Source organism: Streptomyces sp. NPDC031340, from assembly GCF_055569945.1.
This window is the reverse complement of the sequence record NZ_JBVIIE010000023.1, coordinates 108,583-128,937: the sequence shown is the minus strand read 5'-3', so window position 1 is coordinate 128,937 and position 20,355 is coordinate 108,583. Positions and strand designations below refer to the sequence as shown.

The 20,355-nt window shown below is 72.5% G+C and carries 17 protein-coding genes; 6 read left to right on the top strand and 11 right to left on the bottom strand.

Translation table 11 applies throughout. The features are described 5' to 3' along the window. Both ACZ5GT_RS19895 and ACZ5GT_RS19890 read right to left on the bottom strand, forming a co-directional pair. The coding region (locus ACZ5GT_RS19895) for a DUF6114 domain-containing protein (RefSeq protein ID WP_469025743.1) at nt 1–794 on the bottom strand (794 nt) is incomplete at its 3' end. A 21-nt stretch (nt 795–815) separates the two neighbouring features. Next, nucleotides 816–1,373, bottom strand: a complete 558-nt coding sequence (locus ACZ5GT_RS19890) for a DUF6230 family protein (protein ID WP_469025737.1) — start codon at nt 1,371–1,373, stop codon at nt 816–818. Between the two features lie 288 nt (nt 1,374–1,661). Between ACZ5GT_RS19890 and ACZ5GT_RS19885 the strand changes: the two genes are divergently transcribed. Genes ACZ5GT_RS19885 through ACZ5GT_RS19875 form a run of 3 tightly spaced genes read left to right on the top strand, consistent with a single transcriptional unit; the run spans nt 1,662 to nt 4,718 of the window. Beyond that, nucleotides 1,662–2,567, top strand: coding sequence for an oxygenase MpaB family protein (locus tag ACZ5GT_RS19885; RefSeq protein WP_469025732.1), 906 nt, complete (start codon nt 1,662–1,664; stop codon nt 2,565–2,567). A gap of 1 nt (nt 2,568) precedes the next feature. After that, entirely contained in the window at nt 2,569–3,453 is an 885-nt protein-coding gene (locus ACZ5GT_RS19880) for an oxygenase MpaB family protein (RefSeq protein WP_469025725.1), read from the top strand. A 38-nt stretch (nt 3,454–3,491) separates the two neighbouring features. Beyond that, nucleotides 3,492–4,718, top strand: coding sequence for a cytochrome P450 (locus ACZ5GT_RS19875; protein ID WP_469025722.1), 1,227 nt, complete (start codon nt 3,492–3,494; stop codon nt 4,716–4,718). An 82-nt stretch (nt 4,719–4,800) separates the two neighbouring features. Here ACZ5GT_RS19875 and ACZ5GT_RS19870 read toward each other — a convergent pair whose 3' ends face one another. The 5 genes from ACZ5GT_RS19870 to ACZ5GT_RS19850 form a co-directional block, all read right to left on the bottom strand. Continuing rightward, nucleotides 4,801–6,063 (bottom strand): cytochrome P450, encoded by a 1,263-nt coding sequence (locus ACZ5GT_RS19870; RefSeq protein WP_469025719.1) that lies wholly within the window; start codon nt 6,061–6,063, stop codon nt 4,801–4,803. Continuing rightward, nucleotides 6,060–6,677, bottom strand: coding sequence for a GTP-binding protein (locus tag ACZ5GT_RS19865; RefSeq protein WP_469025716.1), 618 nt, complete (start codon nt 6,675–6,677; stop codon nt 6,060–6,062). The genes ACZ5GT_RS19870 and ACZ5GT_RS19865 overlap by 4 nt, the downstream gene beginning before the upstream one ends. Then, the gene (locus ACZ5GT_RS19860) at nt 6,658–7,014 is read right to left on the bottom strand and encodes a DUF742 domain-containing protein (RefSeq protein WP_469025713.1); all 357 of its coding nucleotides are present in this window, start codon (nt 7,012–7,014) and stop codon (nt 6,658–6,660) included. Before ACZ5GT_RS19860 ends, ACZ5GT_RS19865 begins: the two co-directional genes overlap by 20 nt. Beyond that, nucleotides 7,011–7,430: a roadblock/LC7 domain-containing protein gene (locus ACZ5GT_RS19855; protein WP_469025710.1), complete on the bottom strand. Its 420-nt coding sequence runs from the start codon at nt 7,428–7,430 to the stop codon at nt 7,011–7,013. Before ACZ5GT_RS19855 ends, ACZ5GT_RS19860 begins: the two co-directional genes overlap by 4 nt. Before the next feature lie 128 nt (nt 7,431–7,558). Continuing rightward, entirely contained in the window at nt 7,559–9,301 is a 1,743-nt protein-coding gene (locus ACZ5GT_RS19850) for a sensor histidine kinase (protein WP_469025706.1), read from the bottom strand. A 640-nt stretch (nt 9,302–9,941) separates the two neighbouring features. Between ACZ5GT_RS19850 and ACZ5GT_RS19845 the strand changes: the two genes are divergently transcribed. Then, on the top strand, nt 9,942–10,403 hold the full coding sequence (locus ACZ5GT_RS19845; protein ID WP_469025781.1) for an ATP-binding protein: 462 nt from the start codon (nt 9,942–9,944) through the stop codon (nt 10,401–10,403). Between the two features lie 62 nt (nt 10,404–10,465). Here the strand turns inward: ACZ5GT_RS19845 and ACZ5GT_RS19840 are convergent, their stop codons facing one another. The 4 genes from ACZ5GT_RS19840 to ACZ5GT_RS19825 form a co-directional block, all read right to left on the bottom strand. Next, entirely contained in the window at nt 10,466–10,906 is a 441-nt protein-coding gene (locus ACZ5GT_RS19840; RefSeq protein WP_469025701.1) for a DUF3093 domain-containing protein, read from the bottom strand. A 560-nt stretch (nt 10,907–11,466) separates the two neighbouring features. Beyond that, nucleotides 11,467–12,558 carry a zinc-binding dehydrogenase gene (locus ACZ5GT_RS19835; protein WP_469025697.1) on the bottom strand — a complete coding sequence of 364 codons (1,092 nt, stop codon included), beginning with the start codon at nt 12,556–12,558 and terminating at the stop codon, nt 11,467–11,469. Continuing rightward, entirely contained in the window at nt 12,555–13,022 is a 468-nt protein-coding gene (locus ACZ5GT_RS19830; protein WP_469025692.1) for a DUF4334 domain-containing protein, read from the bottom strand. Before ACZ5GT_RS19830 ends, ACZ5GT_RS19835 begins: the two co-directional genes overlap by 4 nt. Before the next feature lie 186 nt (nt 13,023–13,208). Then, the gene (locus ACZ5GT_RS19825) at nt 13,209–15,485 is read right to left on the bottom strand and encodes a catalase (protein ID WP_469025689.1); all 2,277 of its coding nucleotides are present in this window, start codon (nt 15,483–15,485) and stop codon (nt 13,209–13,211) included. Between the two features lie 989 nt (nt 15,486–16,474). Here ACZ5GT_RS19825 and ACZ5GT_RS19820 point away from each other — a divergent pair. After that, nucleotides 16,475–16,867: a LamG-like jellyroll fold domain-containing protein gene (locus ACZ5GT_RS19820; RefSeq protein ID WP_469025686.1), complete on the top strand. Its 393-nt coding sequence runs from the start codon at nt 16,475–16,477 to the stop codon at nt 16,865–16,867. 47 nt (nt 16,868–16,914) lie between these two features. Further along, complete coding sequence (locus ACZ5GT_RS19815) at nt 16,915–20,331, top strand: glycosylhydrolase-like jelly roll fold domain-containing protein (RefSeq protein ID WP_469025683.1); 3,417 nt, start codon at nt 16,915–16,917, stop codon at nt 20,329–20,331. Nucleotides 20,332–20,355: the final 24 nt, after the last annotated feature.

Here is a 20,355-nt window from a genome sequence, read left to right as displayed (position 1 = left end):
TTGGTGGGTTGGGGTTTCTTCTCTTGGTTCCCTTCTTGTGGGTGGTTTTTCGCGGGGTACGGGGGGGGGGTCCCCCCCCTTGGGCCCCCCCCCCCGGGGCCCGCGGCGGCCGGCAGCGCGGCCGCCGCGAGCACCGTGCTCACGGCGAAGAGGACCGCGCCCCGCGCCCGGCCGTGCCGCCTGCCGGAGCGGGCACGGTCCTCACCGGCTTTTGGGAGGTCGCCCTCCCTCCCGGCCGTCCCGGCCGCCGCGCGCGCCACCCGCGCCGCCCCGGCCGCCGCGGCCGGCTGGGCGTCCCTGCCGTGCCCGGCGTGCCCGGCGTGCCCGGCTTCCTCCTTGCCGGATTCGGGGACGTCCGGCTCCGCCGGCGCGGGTCCCGGCATCCAGCCGAACGCCATGGAGGAGCCGATCAGGCCCGCCATCATGCCGATGCCGAAACCGCCCAGGTTCGTGGTCGCCATCGACGTCAGCGACGCGACCGCGGTGACGACCGAGACGAACATCCGCTGGTCGGGCTTGAACAGGAAGAACACCCCGCCCGCGACCAGGACGACGCTGATGCCGACGGCCGACATGGCGCCCACACCCACTTTGATCATCAGCGGCAGCGGGGCGAGCGGTATGGCGACCATCTCCACACCGCCCGCGACGACCCACATCGCGGCCCAGAACGGCCGCCTCCTGCGCCATCCGCGGAATGCGCGCCGCAGCCGCGGCGCGGGCAGCAGCCGGTCGAGCCAGTCGCCGGTCTCACGGGCGAGCTCCGACAGGAAGCCGAGAACGAAGGTGAACATGGCCTGAGTCCGTCCTCGCCGTCAGAAGCACTGCTTGCCGGTGCGGCTGAACTCGATCTGGAGCTTTTCCAGCGTCAGGGTGCCGCCGTTGGCGGAGTAGGCGGTGCTCTTGACGTCGTGGGCGACGGCCGTGCTCGCCTGGACGCCGAAGACGCCCTTCGGCCCGGTCACGCCGGGTGCCCCGGTGAGGGTGGAGGCGTCCCGGCCGGCCTCGACGCCGGTGACCCTCCCTCCGCCGCCGGTGAGCGCGTCCGCGTTCACCACCAGGTCGGTGCCCGCCAGCGGCTTGTCCGCACCCGAGTGCACCAGCATGGAGATCTTCCCGATGACGGGCAGCTTCTGCTCCAGGGAGACGCACACGTCGGAGACCGTGCCGTTCTTCACCGCGGCCAGCAGGACCGGCTTGGCGTCGTCGGCCGAGTCGCCGATGGAGGAGGGGAAGGACGACACCCCCTCCGCGGTGACCTCCGAGGCGGCGACCTTGAATGCCGTTCCCGAGACGGCGAAGGACGCGGCCAGCGCCCCCTGCGCGAGGGCTATGCCCAGCGCGCCCACCGCCAGGGTGCACGGGATGAACATGACGGCGCTGCGCTTCCAGCGGGTACGGCCCTCACCCTGGGTGTTACGTGATGTATCTGACGATATGTCGCTCATGGTGTGTCCTTCCCGTTTCGGGTAGTCCGATGGCGTGAAGTGCGGAGTGACGCGCGGGGTGGCGTGCGCGGTGACGTGCGGACGGCGTGCGGAGCGGATCGCCGAGAGAGTCGAAGATACAAAAACTATTGACTTGTTTCACAGGCCACGTCAATACTCCGGACACGACGGAGAAACGGAGGCGACATGACCGCTCTGCCGCACACATCCGAAGTGTCAACCGGCCCCAGGCGCACGGAAGTCGAGGCTTCCTCGCAGATCCGGGCGCCGCGCCGCGGCGACGTGGTCTGGCGCCGCTTCGGCGACATCCGCGCGACCCTGATGGCCCCGCAACTGCTCCTGTTGCAGGTCTCGCACCCCGTGGTCGGCGCGGGAGTCGCGGACCACAGCAACTTCCGCGCCGAGCCCTGGCCGCGCCTGATCCGCACCCTGCTGTCGCTCACCACGGTCGTCTACGGCGGCCAGGAAGCCGCCACGGCCGAGGCCCGCCGGCTGATCCAGGTGCACGCGCCGATGAAGGGCACCGATCAGGCGGGCCGCCGCTACCACGCCCTCAACCCCGAGGCCTACCACTGGGTGCACGCGACGCTCGTCAAGGGCCCGGTCGACGCGCAGCGCCTGTTCGGCAAGGGCATGACCGACGACGAACTCGAGGCCTACTACCGCGGAATGCGCGACGTCGGGCGGGTGTGGGGCCTGAAGGACCATCACCTGCCGCCGGACTGGCCGTCGTTCGTCGAGTACTACGACGACATGGTCGCGGAGCGCCTGGAGTACAACCGGTCCGTCCAGGACGTCCTCGACGAACTCTCGCACCCCGCGAAGCCGTTCAGCTGGATACCCGGCCCGCTCTGGCGGCCGTTCGCCCGCGCCGCCGCCCACTTCGCGCTCCTGGTCACCGTCGGCACCCTGCCGCCCGACCTGCGGGACCGTCTCCAGCTGCGCTGGAGCGCACGGCAGGAACGCGCCCTGCGGCGCTTCGCCCGCCTGGTGCGGGCGGTGACGGCGCTGGTGCCGCCCCCGCTGCGGATCACCGTCTCCCTGGCCATCGCCTACTGGGCGACCCACCGGCCGGGCACCGAAGCCGCCGCGCGCCGGCGGCCCCTGGGAGCGTGGTGACATGACCACCAGGTCCGAACCCGTCCCGTTCGCCCCCGGTTCCATCCTGTGGGACATCGCCGGCGACGTGCGGCTGCTGCTGTCCCTCCCGGCCGCCACCGTCCTTCAGGTCGCCCACCCGGCCGTCGGCGCCGGCGTCGACGAGCACTCGGTCTTCCGCACCGACCCCTGGGGCCGCGCCCAGCGCTCCCTGGAATCCCTCCAGTTGTGGGTCTACGGCGGCGAGCGGGCGGTCGAGGAGGGCCGCAGGCTGCGTCAGGTGCACAAGGGCATCAGCGGCACCGACACCCACGGCCGCGCCTACCACGCCCTGACTCCCGCCTACTACGCCTGGGTCCACGCCACCGCCTACCCGGCCTTCCTGCGGGCGGCCCGGTACTTCTCCCGCCCGCTGGACGACCAGGAGGAGCGGCGCCTGTACGACGAACTGCTCCGACTCGGCGACATCCTCGGCATCCACCGCCGCGACATGCCGCCCACCCCCGAAGCGTACTGGCCGTATTTCGACGCCATGGTCCGCGACGAACTGGAGAACACGGTCGTCGCGCGGGAGCTCCTCGACCCCCGCAGGCCCATCCCGCCCCCGGACGGCGCCCGCGCGCCGCTGCGCCTGGTCTGGCCGCTGCTGCGCCCGTCGCTGGCACGGCTGCACGTGTTCGTCACCACCGGCCTGCTCCCGCCCGTCGTCCGCGACCACCTCGGCCTGTCCTGGACCGCCCGGGACGAACGCGGGCTGCGCCGCTTCGGCGCCGTCGTGCGCACCCTCGTACCGCTGCTGCCGGAGCGGCTCAGGTACCTGCCCGTGGCCCGCGCCGCCCGCCGCGCGGCGAGCGGCCATGCAACTTCGGCCAGGACTGGTCTGTTTGAGCCACCAAAAGATCAATAATCTGTCCTCGAACGTATGCACCTACTTCGAGGAGTTCCGTGTCCACTGCGCAGCAGGTTCCCGACATTCTCTCGCCCGAGTTCGCCGAGAATCCCTACCCCGCCTACGCGGTGATGCGGGAGGAAGCGCCCCTGATCTGGCACGAGGCCACCCAGAGCTACATCATCTCCCGCTACGAGGACGTGGAGCGCGTCTTCAAGGACAAGAAGTCGGAGTTCACGACCGACAACTACAACTGGCAGGTGGAACCGGTCCACGGCAAGACCATCCTGCAGCTCAGCGGCCGTGAGCACGCGGTGCGGCGTGCCCTCGTCGCCCCCGCGTTCCGCGGCAGCGACCTGCAGGAGAAGTTCATGCCGGTGATCGAGCGCAACTCGCGCGAACTCGTCGACGCGTTCCGGCACACGGGATCGGCCGACATCGTCACCGACTACGCGACCCGGTTCCCGGTCAACGTCATCGCGGACATGCTGGGCCTGGACAAGGCCGACCACGACCGGTTCCACGGCTGGTACACGTCCGTGATCGCCTTCCTCGGAAACCTCTCCGGCGACCCGGAGGTGACCGCCGCGGGCGAGCGCACCCGCGTGGAGTTCGCCGAGTACATGCTGCCGATCATCCGCGAGCGCCGGGACAACCTGGGCGACGACCTGCTGTCCACGCTGTGCGCCGCCGAGGTCGACGGCGTGAGGATGAGCGACGAGGACATCAAGGCGTTCTGCAGCCTGCTGCTCGCCGCCGGCGGCGAGACCACCGACAAGGCGATCGCCGGCATCCTCGCCAACCTGCTGCTGCACCCCGAGCAGTTGGCGGCCGTCCAGCAGGACCGGAGCCTGATCCCGGCCGCCTTCGCCGAGACCCTGCGCTACACCCCTCCGGTCCACATGATCATGCGGCAGGCGGCCACCGACGTCGAGGTCACCGGCGGCACCATTCCCGAGGGCGCCACGGTGACCTGCCTGATCGGAGCCGCCAACCGGGACGAGCGCCGCTACCGCAACCCCGACCGCTTCGACATCTTCCGCGACGACCTGAACACCACCTCGGCGTTCTCGGCCGCCGCCGACCACCTCGCCTTCGCGCTCGGCCGGCACTTCTGCGTCGGCGCCCTGCTCGCCAAGGCAGAGGTGGAAGTCGGCCTGAACCAGCTGCTCGACGCCATGCCCGACATTCGTCTCGCCGACGGGTTCGACCCGGTCGAGCAGGGCGTGTTCACCCGCGGCCCGCAGGCGCTGCCGGTGCGCTTCACTCCCGTCACCGGCTGACCGCCCGCCGTGCTTCAGATCGCGTCCTCCGCGCGCCCGGGGAGCTCCGCCGCTTCCCCGTCCGGCCGCGCGGAGGACGCGGTCACTGCACGGAGGGGGTGAACCGCACCGGCATCGACGTCAGTCCGCGCATCCAGATCGACGGACGCCAGGTCAGCTCCCACGTCTCGACGCCCAGCACGATGTCGGGCAGCCGCTCCAGCAGCGTCTCCACCGCGGTGCGCGCCATCACGTCCGCCAGCAGCGGGGCCGGATACGGGCAGCGGTGCTCGCCGTTGCTGAAGGACAGGTGCGCGGAGTTCTCCGCCCCGACGTGCGAGTCGGGCCAGATCTGCGGGTCGGTGTTGGCCGCGGCGAGACCGAGGACCAGGCAGTCGCCCTCGCGGATGAGCCGCCCGCCGAGCTGGGTGTCGCGCACCGCCCAGCGGCCGATGAAGTTCTGCGTCGGCGTGTCCAGCCACAGCACCTCGTTGAGCGCTTCCCCCACGCTGACCCGACCGCCCGAGACGTTGACGGCGAAACGCTCGTCGGTCAGCAGCAGACGCAGGGTGTTGCAGATCCAGTTCGCGGTGGGCTGCTGGGCCGCGGCGATGACGGAGATCAGGTCCTGCACGATCTCCTCGTCGGCCAGACCCGCCGGGTGCTGCAGCATGCGGGAAGTGACGTCGGGGCCGGGCCGCTCCCGCTTCTCCTTCACCAGCCGCATGATGCGCTCTCCGACCCGCATGTACGCGGCGACCGGGTCGTCGCCCTCGCCGGCGTCCAGCGAGATCCGCAGGTCGTCGACGAGCTGGTCGACGTCGGCGTCGCCGTACACGCCGCACATCCACAGCACGGCACGGGCCGGCAGGGCGTGGGCGTACATGCTCATCAGCTCGGCCTGACCGCTGCCGGAGAACGAGCTGATCAGGTGCTCGGCGATCAGCTCGCACTCGCGGGCCAGCTCGAACTGGTCCACGCCCTCCAGCGCCTGCGTGATCACGCCGGCCCGCCGCTGGTGCTCGGGCCCCTCGGTGAACAGCACGGACGGCTGGTAGCCGACGAACGGCAGCAGCGGCCAGTCCGGCGGGATGTTCGGCCACTGGTTCCAGCGCCGGGAGTCCCGCGCGAACAGCTCGTCATGGCTGGTCACGTAGCAGACCTCGGGATATCCGAGGACGAGCCAGGCCGGTATGCCGCCGTCGAGGAGCACGGGCGCGACCGCCCCGTGCTCCCGGCGCATGGTCCGGTACAGCTGCGACGGCGTCTGCTGGTACTCCAGGCCGCCCAGCTGTACGGCGTCGGGGTGCGCGGGGCAGCCGGGCGGCGGTGTGCTCGCGGAAGGGGAGCCGGTGGTGTCGCTCACTGTGATCTCTCCTGGGACAGGGCCATTGAGTAGAGGTGGTCCACGAGAGCGATGAGGACCTCCTTGCCCGATGACCTGAGCCGCGCATCGCAGTCGATCATGGGCACGTGTGCGCCCAGGGCGAGCGCCTGACGGATCTCCTCGAGCGAGAACCGGTTGTCGTCGTCATCGAACCGGTTGACGGCCACCAAGAACGGCGTCTTGTGGTGTTCGAGCCGGTCGATCGCGTACCAGGAGTCCTCCATGCGGCGGGTGTCGACCAGGACTACCGCGCCCAGCGTGCCGGAGAACAGCCGGTCCCACAGGAACCAGAAGCGCTCCTGGCCCGGCGCGCCGAACAGGTACAGCACCATGCGGTCGTTGAGGCTGATGCGGCCGAAGTCGAACGCGACGGTGGTCGTGGTCTTGCGTTCCACGCCGGTCGTCTCGTCGACGCCCTGCCCGGCCTGCGTCATCACCTCTTCGGTGTTCAGCGGCCGGATCTCGCTGACCGAGCGGACCAGGGTGGTCTTGCCGACACCGAACCCGCCCACGACGACGATCTTCAGGCCGGTCTCGGCGCCATCGGCGAGCGGTGTGCGCTGGGAGGGCAACTCAGAGGTTGCGGAGCCCATGGAGCACCTCCTGGAGCAGAGCGGTTTCGGGGAGGTTCGCGACAGACCGGGCCGCGCGGGGGTGACGGGCGCTCACCTTGCCCATGGCATGGAGGTCGCCGAGGAGGATCCTGACCACGGTGATGGGCAGCTTCAGCTCGGCCGAGACCTCGACCAGCGCCGTCGGATGCTTGCACAGCTCGAGGATGCGGACGTGCTCCGACTGCATGCCGGCCGCGGGCTCGCACTCACTGACGATCAGTGTCACCAGGTCGAACGAGTCGTCGGCCTCGCTGCGGCCGCCCGTGACCGTGTAGAGCCGGTCGGGATCACCGATGTCCACGGGTTTGTGGATCACGCTGTCGCACCCCTGCTGACGGGCGTGCGGGGTTCGGCCCGCAGATGCTCGCCGATCTGGTCCACCATCTCGGTCATCTGGTGCCCGACGACACCCGGGTCGGCGTCCTCGTCGGCGACGACCGCGAGGTGCGCGCCCTGGCCCGCCCCCACGACGAACAGCAGGCCCCCGTGGAATTCGGTCATGGAGTGCCGGACGCCGCCCGACCCGTCGCCGAACTCGATGGACGCGCCCTGCGCGAGCGCCTGGATGCCCGAGCAGATCGCCGCGAGCTGGTCGGCCTGGTCGAGGGTCATGTGCTCGGTCCAGCACAGTTTCAGGCCGTCCCGCGACAGGACGAGGGCATGACGCGTTCCCGGAGTGCGTTCCAAGAGGTTCGTCAAGAGCCAGGTGAGGCTGTTGTCAGTGGTCTCCATGGTGGCTGGGACGGGTCATGACCGGCGGAGGGTCACCCGGCCCGTTCCTCCAATCCAACGAGGTGCAGCGAATCGGTGCAGGGGTGGGGTGGGCTGTGCTGCCCTGAGCTGTGCGGGAGGCCGCGAACCTAGTCCTCGGACTCGGTCTCGTCTCCGGTGCCGGCGCCGGGATCGGCGGGGGAGCCGCCGGTCTGCCGGCCGCGGTGGAAGGCGGCGAACCGGCTTCCGGCGTCGCGCGCCGGGCCCGTGTCGCGCTGTCCCGCGGACCGCTCCGGATTCGGTTTCGGGCGGCCCCGCTCCGCTTCGGCCATGGTGTGGCCGGGGGCCCGCACGGGCAGCCCGTTCGGGGTGGCCGACGTGCTCCTGCGGGGGGCCTCGGCGCGGGGCGTCACGTCCGCCCGCGCCACCGACGGGGACCGCGGCGGGAGCGGCTCCGGAGGTGCGGGTGCGGGTGTGGGTGCGGACGTGGGCGCGGGTGCGGCCGGGGTCTCGGCGCCGGACGGGCGACGGTCGGCGGTGACCTGGTCACGCTGCTGGGCCACGAGCTCCGGCGGCAGGAGGACGACGACGCCGGTACCGCCGCGCGATGAGGGCCGGTAGTTGACGCTGATGCCGTACTTGAGGGCGAGACGGCCCACGACGCCCAGACCGAGCCGGGTGCCCTGCAGCGAGGCGAGGTCGGTGACATTGCCCGAGACCGCCTCCTCCGCCCGGCGCATGGCGGCGTCGGACATCTTCAGACCGCTGTCCTCGATGGTCACGACGATGCCGGCGCTGCGCTCCTCCACGTACACGTGGACCTCGTCGATCGGCGGGGAGAAGTTGGCGGCGTTGTCCATGAGTTCGGCCAGCAGGTGCATCACGCCCTCGGCCGCGAAGCCCGCGATGGCGGCCTTGCTCGAGTTGTGCAGGCGCACCCGCCGGTAGGCGGCGATACGGCCCACGGCACCGCGCAGGATGCTCTCCATGACGATCGGCTTGTTCCACACGCGGCTCGGCCGGCCTCCCATGAGCAGGGCCAGCCGGTCGGTCATCAGACCCAGCTGGGAGGTGCTGTGATCCAGGCGCAGCAGGTCACCGAAGACCTCTCCGCCGTGCCGGTCCTGCATGTCGCGCAGGTCGGCGAGCATGCTGACGGTCTTGGCCTGGACCCGGCTGAGCGCCTTCGCGGAGGCGGCCTGCGCGGCCGCGGACCGGCGCTCGCTGTAGGCGAGTTCCCTGACGAACGATTCGGCCGGGGTGCGCAGCAGGGGGTTCTGCGGCCAGTCCAGCTTGGCCAGAACGGTGTCGGCGGAGCTTCCGTCCCGCAGCAGGGCGATCGCGGCGGGCAGCGTCTCGTTCGTCAGGCGCTCGAGTTCCGCGGTGCCCTGGGACAGCTCGCGCTGCATGACGCCGAGTTCCGTGTGCGCCTCGGCGGCCCGGCGGATCACCTCGGCGATCTCGGTGGCGAAGACGTGCAGGATCTGACGCAGGTACGGGTCGGTCGGGGTGGCCGCGCGGGCCAGCGCCTCGTCGGCGCTCGCGCCGCTCTTGAGCTGCCGCGCGATGGTCGGCAACGTGACGTTGACCAGCTGGGCGGTCTCCACCGCCTGCTGGGTCCAGTTGTTCTTGGTCATCTCCAGTTCACTGCCCCGCGTGGCCACTTGGCGGCGTGCGCGGCGCAGCAGGGCGGAGCTGGTCGCGGCGATGCCGGCGATGCAGCACCAGGCGACGGCCGCCGTGCCCATCACCCACGGGCGGGCGCTTTCGGGGGCGGCGGCGATCACCGCTCCGGCGCCCGCGGCGGGCGCGAGCAGGGCCGCGGCGAAGGTGGCCGGGATGGAACGCCCCTGCGCAGATCGGCGCTGGTGGGGTCGAGCAGGCACTGACATTCCGCGGTCCCTCGGTCCGTGAGAGCAGGAGTACGTGGACGACTGAAACATCGCCGACAGGCCGGAGGACGGATGACCATCTTCCAGATCAAGCACGCTGCTCATGCTAGTCATCGCATCCGGTGGTCGGCCCCGGCGAAGGGGTCTCATTGTTCGGAGATCGACACTTCGTCGAGAAAAAGTCACAACCCCGGTGCCATGTGGTAGTTGCGCCGAGTTGACGTCGGTCGATCTCAAACGGTCGGCAGTCGGCACTTTCGGACATACTTAGATCGGCTTGATGCGCGTCGCATGAGCTGAAACCTTATCGGGTAGGTCGATTTTCAGCCAACTGTCGTACCGATGTTGGCATTGGCGGTCCGGCGGTGCCCGCGCGGCCGCCCCGGTGACGCCTCCCGCCCACACCCGCGACGCCGATGACGTGGCGATCGTGCAGATGGGAAGGAGAATGTGGCGAAGCTGTCGCCACGCGGTCCCGGGTCCCCTCCGGAACGTGGCCGCGGATCCCCCCTCTTGAACGAGCCGGAGGCCGACCCGTCTCAACGAGGTCGGTGCGGAGGTTGCGTACGGCCGCGTTTCGGGGGTATCCGAGTGCCGTTAGCCGTGTTGCTCAGGACGAGGGTGGCGGTGTGGGCCAGTGGTGCACGAAAGTGAAGATCAGCCGCTGGCCAGCCGTCCCGTGTCCGCGGCCGTGGCCCTCGGCGCCGGAGAGCCGATCGCCGAGGCCCGCCGGGCCGCGCGGCGCTTCATGGCCGAGCTGCAGTCCGTGCACGGGATCCCGGTGTCGGACCGCGCCATGGGCACGGTGGAGCTGGTGGTCAGCGAGCTGGTGACCAACGCCTACAAGTACGCGCCCGGCCCGTGCCTGCTCGACCTGGCGGTCGGCGACGGAGCCGTGGAGATCAGCCTGTGGGACGGCGACCCGACTCTTCCGGTGCCCCAGGCCGCCGACCCGGCCCGGATCGGAAAGCACGGGCTGGAGATCGTCATGGCGGTGTGCCGCAGCTTCGAGGTCCGCCGTGAGCCGGTGGGCAAGCGGGTCAGGGCCACGATCGTGCTCGCCGACGATCCGGGCGGTCACCCGGTGGGCCGCCTGATGTGACGCGCGTCGACGGCTCGCCGGTGCGGCGGGTGCCCGAGGCGGCGGCGACCGCGATGTTCCGGTCAGGCGCGGGCGAAGGCCAGGACCGCCCGCAGGGTGGCCGGCCGGCGGGTGGAGAGGTAGAGGTAGGGGGCGGGGCAGTCCGGGTCGTCGATCTCGATGCGCAGCGCCGTCGGGACGTAGCTGCGCAGCAGCATCAGCGCGCGCACGTCGGCCCGCCGGGTGCGGCAGAGGAACGCCTCCTCCTCGTCCAGCATCTCCGCCGCGCCGAGGGAGGCGAGCGGGAACCGCATGGCTCCCGCCCGGAGGTGACTGCCCGTCACGACGATGCCGACGCCGCCGTAGGCGTGCAGGCCCCAGGCGGCCGCCGCGGTCACCGTCACCAGCCCGGCGGCGATCACGGGTCCGGCGAACAGCAGGACGGCGAAGGTCATCACTCCTGGCAGGGCGGCGACCCAGAACAGCGTTCTCGGCACGCCGAGACGCTCTTCGTCAAGACGCATGCGCTCACCGTGCCGGCCCCGCCCGACACCCCGCGCACCGGCCGCGAGCTGCCCGGCGTCCACTCGGGGGACACGGCGCGCCGGTCGCTGAAGCAACCCGGCGGCACCTCGTCGCCGTTGAAGTCCTCGACGAGGACCTGCCGGAACGGCCCGCGGTCGCCGCGCGGCCGGCGGACACCATCGGACGTCCGCACGCGGCTCCACCCGGAACTCCTCCCGCGGCCCCGGCCCACGGCGCGGCCTCCGGGGGCCCCGGCCGGCGTGGTGACGCCGGCCGCGTCCAGGCCGGCGCCGGGCGGCCCGCGACGCCTTGCCGGCCGGGAGGCCGAGCGCCGGCGGCGGCCCGTGCTCGGCCGGCCGGTGATGGGGCCGTGCGCCGTGCGCCGGCCTGATGCGGGACGTGCGCGACCGGCCCGGCCACCCCCTCGCCTCGCGCGAGGCGGCCGCCTGGTGACTCGGCCCGTCCGAGCGGACCCCGGCGAGGTCGCTGCCGCGAATCCGCCGGGGCCCGCCTCGCCGGTGCGAGCCGGGGACGCCGTCGGGCGCCGCGGCAGGGATCCTCAGAAGGACGTGACGACGACGCGTGCCGTCTCCGGATCCCGCAGGGCGGCGTAACCGGCGTCGATCTCGTCGAGCCCGATGCGGTGGGAGACCAGGCTGTCGAGGTCCAGCCGTCCCTGAAGAGCCAGACCGGCGTAGCGGGGGATGTCCCGCCGCGGGTTGCCCGAGCCCATGATCAGGCCCTGGATCCGTTTCTGCTGCAGCAGCAGCCGGGGCAGGGACAGCGTCAGCTCCGCCGGGCCGGCCGCCAGGCCCACCAGGTGCACGGAGCCCCCGAGGACGGTCATGCCGAGCGCCTGCTCCGCCGTCTCGGCCACGCCCACCACGTCGAAGGCGTGCCGCACCCCGCCGCCGGTCAGCTCGCGCACGGCCGCGACGGCGTCGGCGGCTGAGGAGTCGACGACGTCCGTGGCGCCGAAGGCCGGCGCCCGCCGCAGCCCGCCCTTCCGCACGTCGACCGCCACGATCCGGGCGGCCCCGGCGAGCCTTGCCCCGCTGATCACGTTCAGCCCCACGCCCCCGGCGCCGATCACGGCCACGCTCTCCCCGGCCTCGACGCGGGCGCCGTTGAGGACGGATCCCACGCCGGTCAGCACCCCGCAGCCCAGCAGCGCGGCCGTGTCGAACGGCAACTCACGTGGGACGGCAGTCAGCTGGTTCTCGTGGACGAGGGCCTGCGCGGCGAAGCCGCCCAGGCCCATGCCCTGGGCGACGGGGTGCCCGGAACGGCTGAGCCGCGGATCGTCCCGCGGGTCGCGCAGCGTGGACCCGGGCCGGCCGCACTGGTACGGCCGGCCGTCCAGGCACGCCGGGCAGGCGCCGCACCACTGTACGAGGCAGCCGACGACGTGGTCGCCGACGGCGAACTCGGTGACGAGCGGGCCGAGGGCGGCGACGACTCCGGCGATCTCGTGCCCCAGGACCACCGGCGGGGGAAACCGTGCGGAGGGGTGCGCGGCGAGGGTCAGGTCGGTGTGACACAGACCCGACGCCCGCACCTCCACCAGCACCTCGCGGCCCGTGGGTCCGGCGATGTCGACGTCCTGGACGGTGAAGGCGCCGCCCGCCGCCTCCACCACCGCGGCTCTCACGCGCGTTCGAGGACGAAGTAGAAGAACGGGCCGTCCTCGTGGAACCCCTTGCCGTTCATGATCCCCATCAGGGTGCGGTCGTCGACGGCCTTGAAGTGGTCGAAGACCGGCTGGCCGTCGTACACCATGGTGGCCGTCGACTCGCCCCGGAACTCGACCATCCACAGGCTGGCCTCGCCCTTGCCGAGTTCGGTGTCGGAGTAGAGCCGGCCGTCCTTCCCGCGCATGATCAGCGGCTTGGCGTCGTCGGCGGCCAGGAAGGTCTTGCCGTACCAACCGGCCTTCTCCAGTTGCCCGTTGAGCGGATGGCCGGTGTCGAACTCGTCGCCCCGCCACTCGCCGAGGATGTCCTCGACGCGGATGGCCGGCAACGCGGCCCAGATCGCGTCGAGTTCGTCCGGCGAGACGGCGGAGCTCCTGCCGCGCAGGTCCGCGAACCTGGTCCGTGCCTCGTCGATGTCCATCAGTCCCTCTTCCCGTCGGAGAGATACATAAGCACGTTCTATGTATCAGTGTTTCACCAGAAGGGACAGAGGGACAGAGGGGCGCAGGGACAGCGGCGGACCCCTTCCGGACGACGCCGTCGGCGCGTGTCCGAAAGGGGCGGCGGTCAGCTGTCCCGCGCGGTGTCCCTCACGGGAGACACCGCCTCACACGGCGGGGGCGAAACGGTCCCAGGCGCGGTGCCCGCGCAGCAGGCCGGTGACGGTCTCCAGGACCGCACCCGCGGCATCGCCGGTGACCACGCCGGCCGCGCCCGCCGGCAGACCGGCGGCCTGCAGGACGTCCGTTCCCTTGCCCCAGGCGCCGAGCGCCTTGCCGTGGCGGAACGCCTCCGTGACCATCAGCAGCACCCGGGGGTCGAGGGCGGTGAGCCGCGCGGCGGCGTCGTCGGCCTTCGCCTCACGGGCCCCGTAGGCGTCGGCCGCCGGAGCGGGCGCCCCCGCCAGCAGGATCGCGTCGAACTCGGTGGACCGGGCGGTGGCGAAGGTGCGCTGCACGGTGACCGCGTCGCCGGCGCCCAGCGTGCCGCCGGACGGCGCGATCACCAGCGGGACCATTCCGGCGTCGAGGACCGCCCGGCGTACCTCGCGCACCTGGTCCAGGCCGTCGGCGCCGTCGGTGACGATGCCGACGACACGGCCGTCGACCGGCCATTCCTCGCCGAGCTGGGACAGCGCCGGACTGGGCTCGACGGCCGCCGGCGGGACGGTCGCCTCCGGCACCGGGAGCCCCAGACCGGCCGCGACCTGGGCGCACAGCCCGGGGTCGATGTTGGCGAGCACCCGCAGCCCGCGCTCCTTGATCGACTGCTCGTAGCACTTGCCCAGTTCGAAGGTGTAGGCGGCGACGATGTGCTCGCGCTCGGTGGGGGACATGCTCAGCCAGAACAGCCGGGGCTGGCTGAAGTGGTCGTCGAAGGACGCCGCCGCGTCCCGCACCTTGCGGGCGGCGGGCACCTCGGCCGGCACCTCGATGTACGCGCCGGTTTCCGCGCCCGCCATGAACGGGCAGCCGCCGTCGAGGGAGTTGGGCCGGTAGGGCGCCACGCCCCGGTGCACCGCGGTCTGGTGCATGCCGTCCCGCAGCATGTCGTTGACGGGCGCGTGCGGGCGATTGATCGGCAGCTGGGCGAAGTTGGGGCCGCCCAGCCGGGTGATCTGCGTGTCGAGGTACGAGAACAGGCGGCCCTGCAGCAGCGGGTCGTTGGTCACGTCGATGCCCGGGACCAGGTGCCCGACGTGGAAGGCGACCTGCTCCGTCTCGGCGAAGAAGTTCGACGGGTTCTTGTCGAGCGTCATCAGGCCGACGGGCTGCACCGGCGCCAGTTCCTCGGGCACGATCTTCGTCGGGTCCAGCAGGTCGATGCCCTCGAACATCTGGTCCTCGGTGTCCGGGAAGGTCTGCACACCGAGCTCCCACTGGGGGAACGCCCCGGCCTCGATCGCGTCGGCGAGGTCACGGCGGTGGAAGTCGGGGTCGACGCCCGCGGTGATCTGCGCCTCCTCCCACACCTGCGAGTGCACGCCCAGCTTCGGCTTCCAGTGGAACTTCACCAGCGTGGTGGCGCCCTCGGCGTTGACCAGCCGGAAGGTGTGGACGCCGAACCCCTCCATCATCCGGAACGAGCGCGGAATGCCGCGGTCGGACATGTTCCACAGCGTGTGGTGGGTCGCCTCGGTGTGGAGGGTGACGAAGTCCCAGAACGTGTCGTGGGCGCTCTGCGCCTGCGGGATCTCACGGTCGGGATGCGGCTTGCCGGCGTGGATCACGTCGGGGAACTTGATCGCGTCCTGGATGAAGAACACCGGGATGTTGTTGCCGACCAGGTCGAAGACGCCCTCACCGGTGTAGAACTTCGTGGCGAAACCGCGCGTGTCGCGCACGGTGTCGGCGGAGCCGCGGGAGCCCAGCACGGTGGAGAACCGGACGAACACCGGCGTCTCGGCGCCGTCGGCGAGGAACGCGGCCTTGGTGACGCCCGTCGCCGTGCCGTAGGACTTGAAGACGCCGTGAGCGGCGGCCCCACGGGCGTGGACCACCCGCTCGGGGATGCGTTCGTGGTCGAAATGGGTGATCTTCTCGCGCAGGTGATGGTCCTGGAGCAGGACCGGGCCACGGGGCCCCGCCTTCAGCGAGTGGTCGGTGTCGTACAGACGGGCGCCCTGGGCGGTGGTCGCGTACGCGCCCTGCTGGGCGACGTCGCCCTGCGGGCTGCCGGTGGGGTGCCCGGTCGGGCTGTAGGTGTCCGGTCCGCGCTGGTCGGGCTTGGGCGGCAGCGGCTCGCGCACCCGCGTCGGCTCATCGACCGGCGGGGCCTGCGGGCTCGGGGCGCCGGGAATCTCGTTGCCCGGCGAAACGGCCTCCTGCACCTTCTCGACGACCTTCTCGGCGGCGGCTGTCACCGGGTTCTTCTTCTCGCTCACTGCTTTCGTACCTTTCGACGGGGCGGTGCCGCGCGCGGGGAGTGGTCTGCACTCGGGCACAGCGACACGGCGGGTACCCGCGCGGCGTGAGCGAACACGGGCGGTGGATCATCCGGGTGAACACGGCCGGAAAGCGCGCACACCCTGTGCCGCGGCTGTGTCCTGCCTGGCCGTCCGGTCCGTCGCCGGGTTCAGGACGGCGCCGGCAGCCGGGGAGCGCCGGCGCCCGCGCGCCCGTGCGGCACAGCCCGGCGACGCGTCGCCCCGGCCTGCGCGGCGGACGCCGTGTGCCGCGGCGCGCCGCGAGCGCCGGACTGTGCCGCACGGCGTGTGCCGCAGGCCTGCCGGTCCTCCGTTCACCGAGTATCAGCACCACCCGGCCGTTCGGCGCGTCGAGCGCCGCCGGGCTGGCCCGCGCGTTCGCCGGCCCGCCGGGCTCGGGGCGGGCAGCAAGTATTGAACGTTTCAATTCCTCCCGGGCCGCTGAGCCGACGCCCGTGCCGTCGGCCGCCGACGCGCCCCGTGCTCGGGCGGTCGGCGCGGCAGCGCCCCACGTCAACCGGGTCGCTGTCCGTCAACTCGCCGTTCCCGCAAGCGGAGTCCGCGACAGGCGATCCTGTGAGAGGTCTTGACGCCCCCTGAAGCCGCACCTACCGTCTCCGCCGGACGATATAAAACGATTCAATCGACCGCGGCACCGCAGCCCTGCCGCCGGTCGGTCATGCCCCAGCCCGTTCCGGAACCACCCGAGCGGCCGCGCCCCGTTGCGTGACCGGAAGTACTGCCGCACGTCCGAAGGGAGCACGGAGCTTGCCCGTACGAAGCGACTTCCCCCGACCGTCCCGCAGACAGACCGCCTCCGCCGCCTCCGCCGCCACGGCCGCCGCCGTGGTCCCCGCGGGCCCCGCGAGCGCCGCGCGCGGGCGGCGACGGAACCCCGAGTCGCCACCGCTCCGGCCGCCGCGCTCGCCCCCTTCCCGCTGTCCCCCGTGCGGCTGCCGCAGAGCCCGTTCCTCGCCGACAAGGACACGTGCCTCTTCCTCGCCACCACCGGCGCCGGACGCGCCCGCGCCGCCCTGAAGATCGCGGGGACGCAGACCGAGGACGTCGTCGACGCCGGCGGTCCGCTGACCGTCGGCCGGTGGACGCATGCCGCGCTCACCCTCGGCGGCGGCGCCGACGTGCTGTACGCCGACGGCCAGGAGGCCGGCCGCGCCCCCGCCACGGTGGCCTCGCCGCCGCTGCTCGGCGCCGGTACCCGCAATCACCTGGGCCGTTCCCAGAATCCGACGCATCCCTGCCCGCGCGGCGCGGTGCGGGACTTCCGGCTGCGCAACCCGGCGCTGTCGGCCGCCGGCCTGGCACGCCCGGCCATCGACTGACTTCTTTCCCCCGTCCTCCCTCCACCGCTTTCCGCAGGAGTTCCGCCATGCCCGAAAACCCTCGCACGTCCGCCGACGACGGCCTGTCCAGACGCCGGTTCGTGGCCGCCGCCGGCGCCACCGGCACCGTGCTCGCCCTCGGCGTGCCCGCCACCGCGGCGGCCGGCACGGCCGGCGCCGACGATCTCCCCGAGACCGAACACGCCTTCCTCCGCCAGGACTTCGCCGACCCCCGCAAGGACAGCCGTCCCACCGTCTACTGGTACTGGAACGGCCCGGTCACCCCCGACCTCGTCGACCGGCAGCTCGCCGAACTGCGGTCCAAGGGCATGTTCGAGGTCGTCCTGTTCTCCTTCGACAACGCCCAGATGCAGCCGGTGTTCTTCACCGAGGAGTGGTTCGACATCGTCGGCCACACCCTCGCCGTCGCCGAACGCACCGGAATGCGGGTGTGGTTGTTCAACGACGACCACTTCCCCAGCGGCCGGGCGGGCGAGTACATCGTCAAGGGCGGCACGGTCGGCTCCCGCACCTACGCGCCGCGCCCCGACCTGCGCCTGAAGGCGCTGTGGCGGTCCACCACCGTCGTGGACGGCCCCGCACGGGTCGACCTGCGCCGCAGCACCGGCGTCGGCGTGGAGGCGGGACACCTGGTCGCCGACGCCGCGGTCCTGGCGGGGGCGGCCGTGCTGCGCGGCGGCGCGCGGTGGACCGACTGCACCGTCACCGGCAGCGCCAAGGCCGAGTACGTGGGCGCCGGGCTCGTCGTACGGGCCTCTGCCGACGGGCAGGACGGCTACGCGGTGACCTTCGACCAGACCGGCGTGGTCGTCGTGCAGCGCCTCGCCGGCGGCGCGGAACCCGTCGAGCTGCTGCGCAGCAGCCGTACCGACGGGTTCAACAAGACCAAGTACCACACCGTCGCCGTCACCGTGCAAGGCGACAGCCTGTCCGTAACCCTCGACGGCCGCGCCAAGGGCACGGTCACCGACTCCGCGTACCCCTCCGGCGGGGTGGGCGTGCGGGCGGTGGCCGGGCAGCGGGGGCTGTGGGACAGCCTCACCGTGACCGCCGCCGACGGCAGCACGCTGTACGCCTCGGCCTTCGACGATCCCGCCGCCGCGGGCGACTTCCCCGACCGCGCCCCCGCGGACGGCGCCGTCGCTCCGGCCGCCGCGGCGGCCCGCCCGGCCGGGTCCGCCGACGCGTCGGACGTCGTCGACCTCACCGGCGCGCTCGCCGACGGCCACATCTGGCAGGCGCCGGAGGGCCGTTGGCAGATCGACCTGTTCGGCGGCGTGCCGCTCGTCGACGACTCCCAGGGCTACAGCCGCAGTTACGTCGACCTGCTCGACGACGAGCCGGTCGAGCTGTTCCTCGACATCGTGCCGGGGGAGTACCACCGGCGCTTCGGCCGGTACTTCGGCACCGTCGTGCCCGGCTTCTGGGACGACGAGCCGTTCTTCGCCTCCGCCCAGGCGCACTTCAACCGGCTGCCCTGGTCGCCCACCCTCGACCGGGCGCTGCGCGCCACCGGCACCACGCCCGGACTGGCGTACGCGGGCGCCTTCGACGACCTCGGCCGCACCGGCCGCATCGCCCGCGGCCGTTACTGGCAGGCGGTCTCCGACCGCTTCGCCGAGTACTTCCGCAAGCAGGCCGGCTGGTGCGAGCGGCGCGGCGTCGCCCTGATCACCAACCCGCTCTACGACGAGACCGCCCCGGCCAAGCGCATCCCCTCCACCGGCGACCTGCACAAGGTCAACCAGTGGGCGCAGGTGCCCGGCGGTGACATCATCACCGCCGAGTACGTGGCCGGCCGGCAGACGATGATCCCCCGCAATCCGGTGTCCGTCGCCCACCAGCAGGGCCGTCCGCGGGCCCTGCTGGAGATGTTCGGCAACATGGGCTGGCAGGTCACGCCCTCGTTCGTGTACGCGACCGTCGGGGCGCAGGCCGCGCGGGGCGTCAACCTGACCGTGCTGCACGCGCTGTGGACCGACGAGACGCTCGTCTACTTCCCGCCGCCGTTCGGTCCGCGCGCCCCCTGGTGGTGGGCGATGCGGCCGCTCGCCGAGTGGATCGGCCGGGTCATGGAGGCCGCCCGGGGCGCCTCCGCCGCCCGCACCGCCCTGCTGCAGCCGCAGCGCGCCGCCGAGCAGTGGGCCGGCACCGCCGCCCAGGGCGGCGTCGACTCCGCGATCACCGACGCGGCGTTCGCGCTGGAGCGCGCCCAGGTCGACTTCGACCTGCTGCACGAGGGCGCCCTCACCGGCGATCCCGCGCTGCTGTGCCACGCGGAGGTGCGCGGCGGCCGCCTCGCGGTGGGCGCCGCCCGCTACGACCTGGTGGTGCTGCCGGACACGCCCGTCCTGGACGTCGCCGGGGTGGGGGTGCTGCGCGACTTCGTGCGGGCCGGGGGCACCGTCGTCGCGGTCGGCTCCCTCGACGACGAGGACGCCTACGGCCGGGACCGCTCCCTCGCCCACGCGCTGGCCGACCTGTTCGGCGACGCCCTGCCCGGCAGCCGGCCCCTGGGCCGGGGGCACGCGGTGCGCGTCGCCGACACCGGCGCGCTGGGCGCCGCCGCGCGGGATGCCGGAGCCGCGGCCGCCGTCCTCGACCCCGCGCGGGACGCGGTCCGGGTCCTGCGCGTGACGCGCGGCGCGGACACCGCCTTCGTCCTCAACAACGAAAGCGGCGAGCAGGTCGACACCGTCGCCACGCTGCCCGTCACCGGGGTGCCGGAGCTGTGGGACCCGGCCGGCGGCGACACCCGGCCCGCGCCCGTGTACCGGGAGAGCCGGGCCGGCGTACGGCTGCCGCTGACGCTGCGGCCGTACGAGACGGCCGTGATCGTGGTGCGCGGCGACGACGATGCCGGGGCCCATCTGACCGACTGCCCGCTGCCGGTGCTCGCCGTCGCCCGCCACGGCGCCTCGCTGCGGGCGACGGTCGAGGCGTCGGCGCCCGGCGAGCACCGGCTCACCGGCGCCGACGGCCGGCACACCTACCGGGGTACGGTCCGCGTCGACGACCCCCTCGAACCGGTACCGGTGGACGGCGACTGGACCCTCGTCCTGGAACGCGACGGGGCCGCCCCGGTCACCGGGCCGCTGGGCAGTTGGACCGACCACGACCGGCTGTTCTCCGGCAGCGGCGTCTACACCAAGGACGTCGACGTCCCGGCGTCGCTGCTCGACGGACGCCGGATCCTGCTCGACCTCGGCGACGTGCGCGCCGTCGCGGCGGTCACCGTCAACGGCACCGCGCTGCCGCCGCTGCTGTGGGCGCCGTACGCCGTCGATGTCACCGACCAGGTGACCCCCGGCCGCAACACGGTGGCCGTACGCGTCGCCAACACCCTGTCCAACGAGCGCAACAAGCCGATCCCGTCCGGTCTGCTCGGCCCCGTCACCCTCCGCTTCACCCGCCGGGTCACCGTCGAACTGGCCCGTGACTGAGGCGAGTCGTCCCTCGCCGGCCGG

What these genes read in the sequence shown, in the direction of transcription:
- ACZ5GT_RS19890 (WP_469025737.1), bottom strand. Translation starts at nt 1,373, where the DNA reads ATGTTCATCCCGTGCACCCTGGCGGTGGGCGCGCTGGGCATAGCCCTC.
- ACZ5GT_RS19880 (WP_469025725.1), top strand. Translation starts at nt 2,569, where the DNA reads ATGACCACCAGGTCCGAACCCGTCCCGTTCGCCCCCGGTTCCATCCTG.
- ACZ5GT_RS19865 (WP_469025716.1), bottom strand. Translation starts at nt 6,677, where the DNA reads ATGGGCTCCGCAACCTCTGAGTTGCCCTCCCAGCGCACACCGCTCGCC.
- ACZ5GT_RS19855 (WP_469025710.1), bottom strand. Translation starts at nt 7,430, where the DNA reads ATGGAGACCACTGACAACAGCCTCACCTGGCTCTTGACGAACCTCTTG.
- ACZ5GT_RS19850 (WP_469025706.1), bottom strand. Translation starts at nt 9,301, where the DNA reads ATGTCAGTGCCTGCTCGACCCCACCAGCGCCGATCTGCGCAGGGGCGT.
- ACZ5GT_RS19840 (WP_469025701.1), bottom strand. Translation starts at nt 10,906, where the DNA reads ATGCGTCTTGACGAAGAGCGTCTCGGCGTGCCGAGAACGCTGTTCTGG.
- ACZ5GT_RS19830 (WP_469025692.1), bottom strand. Translation starts at nt 13,022, where the DNA reads ATGGACATCGACGAGGCACGGACCAGGTTCGCGGACCTGCGCGGCAGG.
- ACZ5GT_RS19815 (WP_469025683.1), top strand. Translation starts at nt 16,915, where the DNA reads ATGCCCGAAAACCCTCGCACGTCCGCCGACGACGGCCTGTCCAGACGC.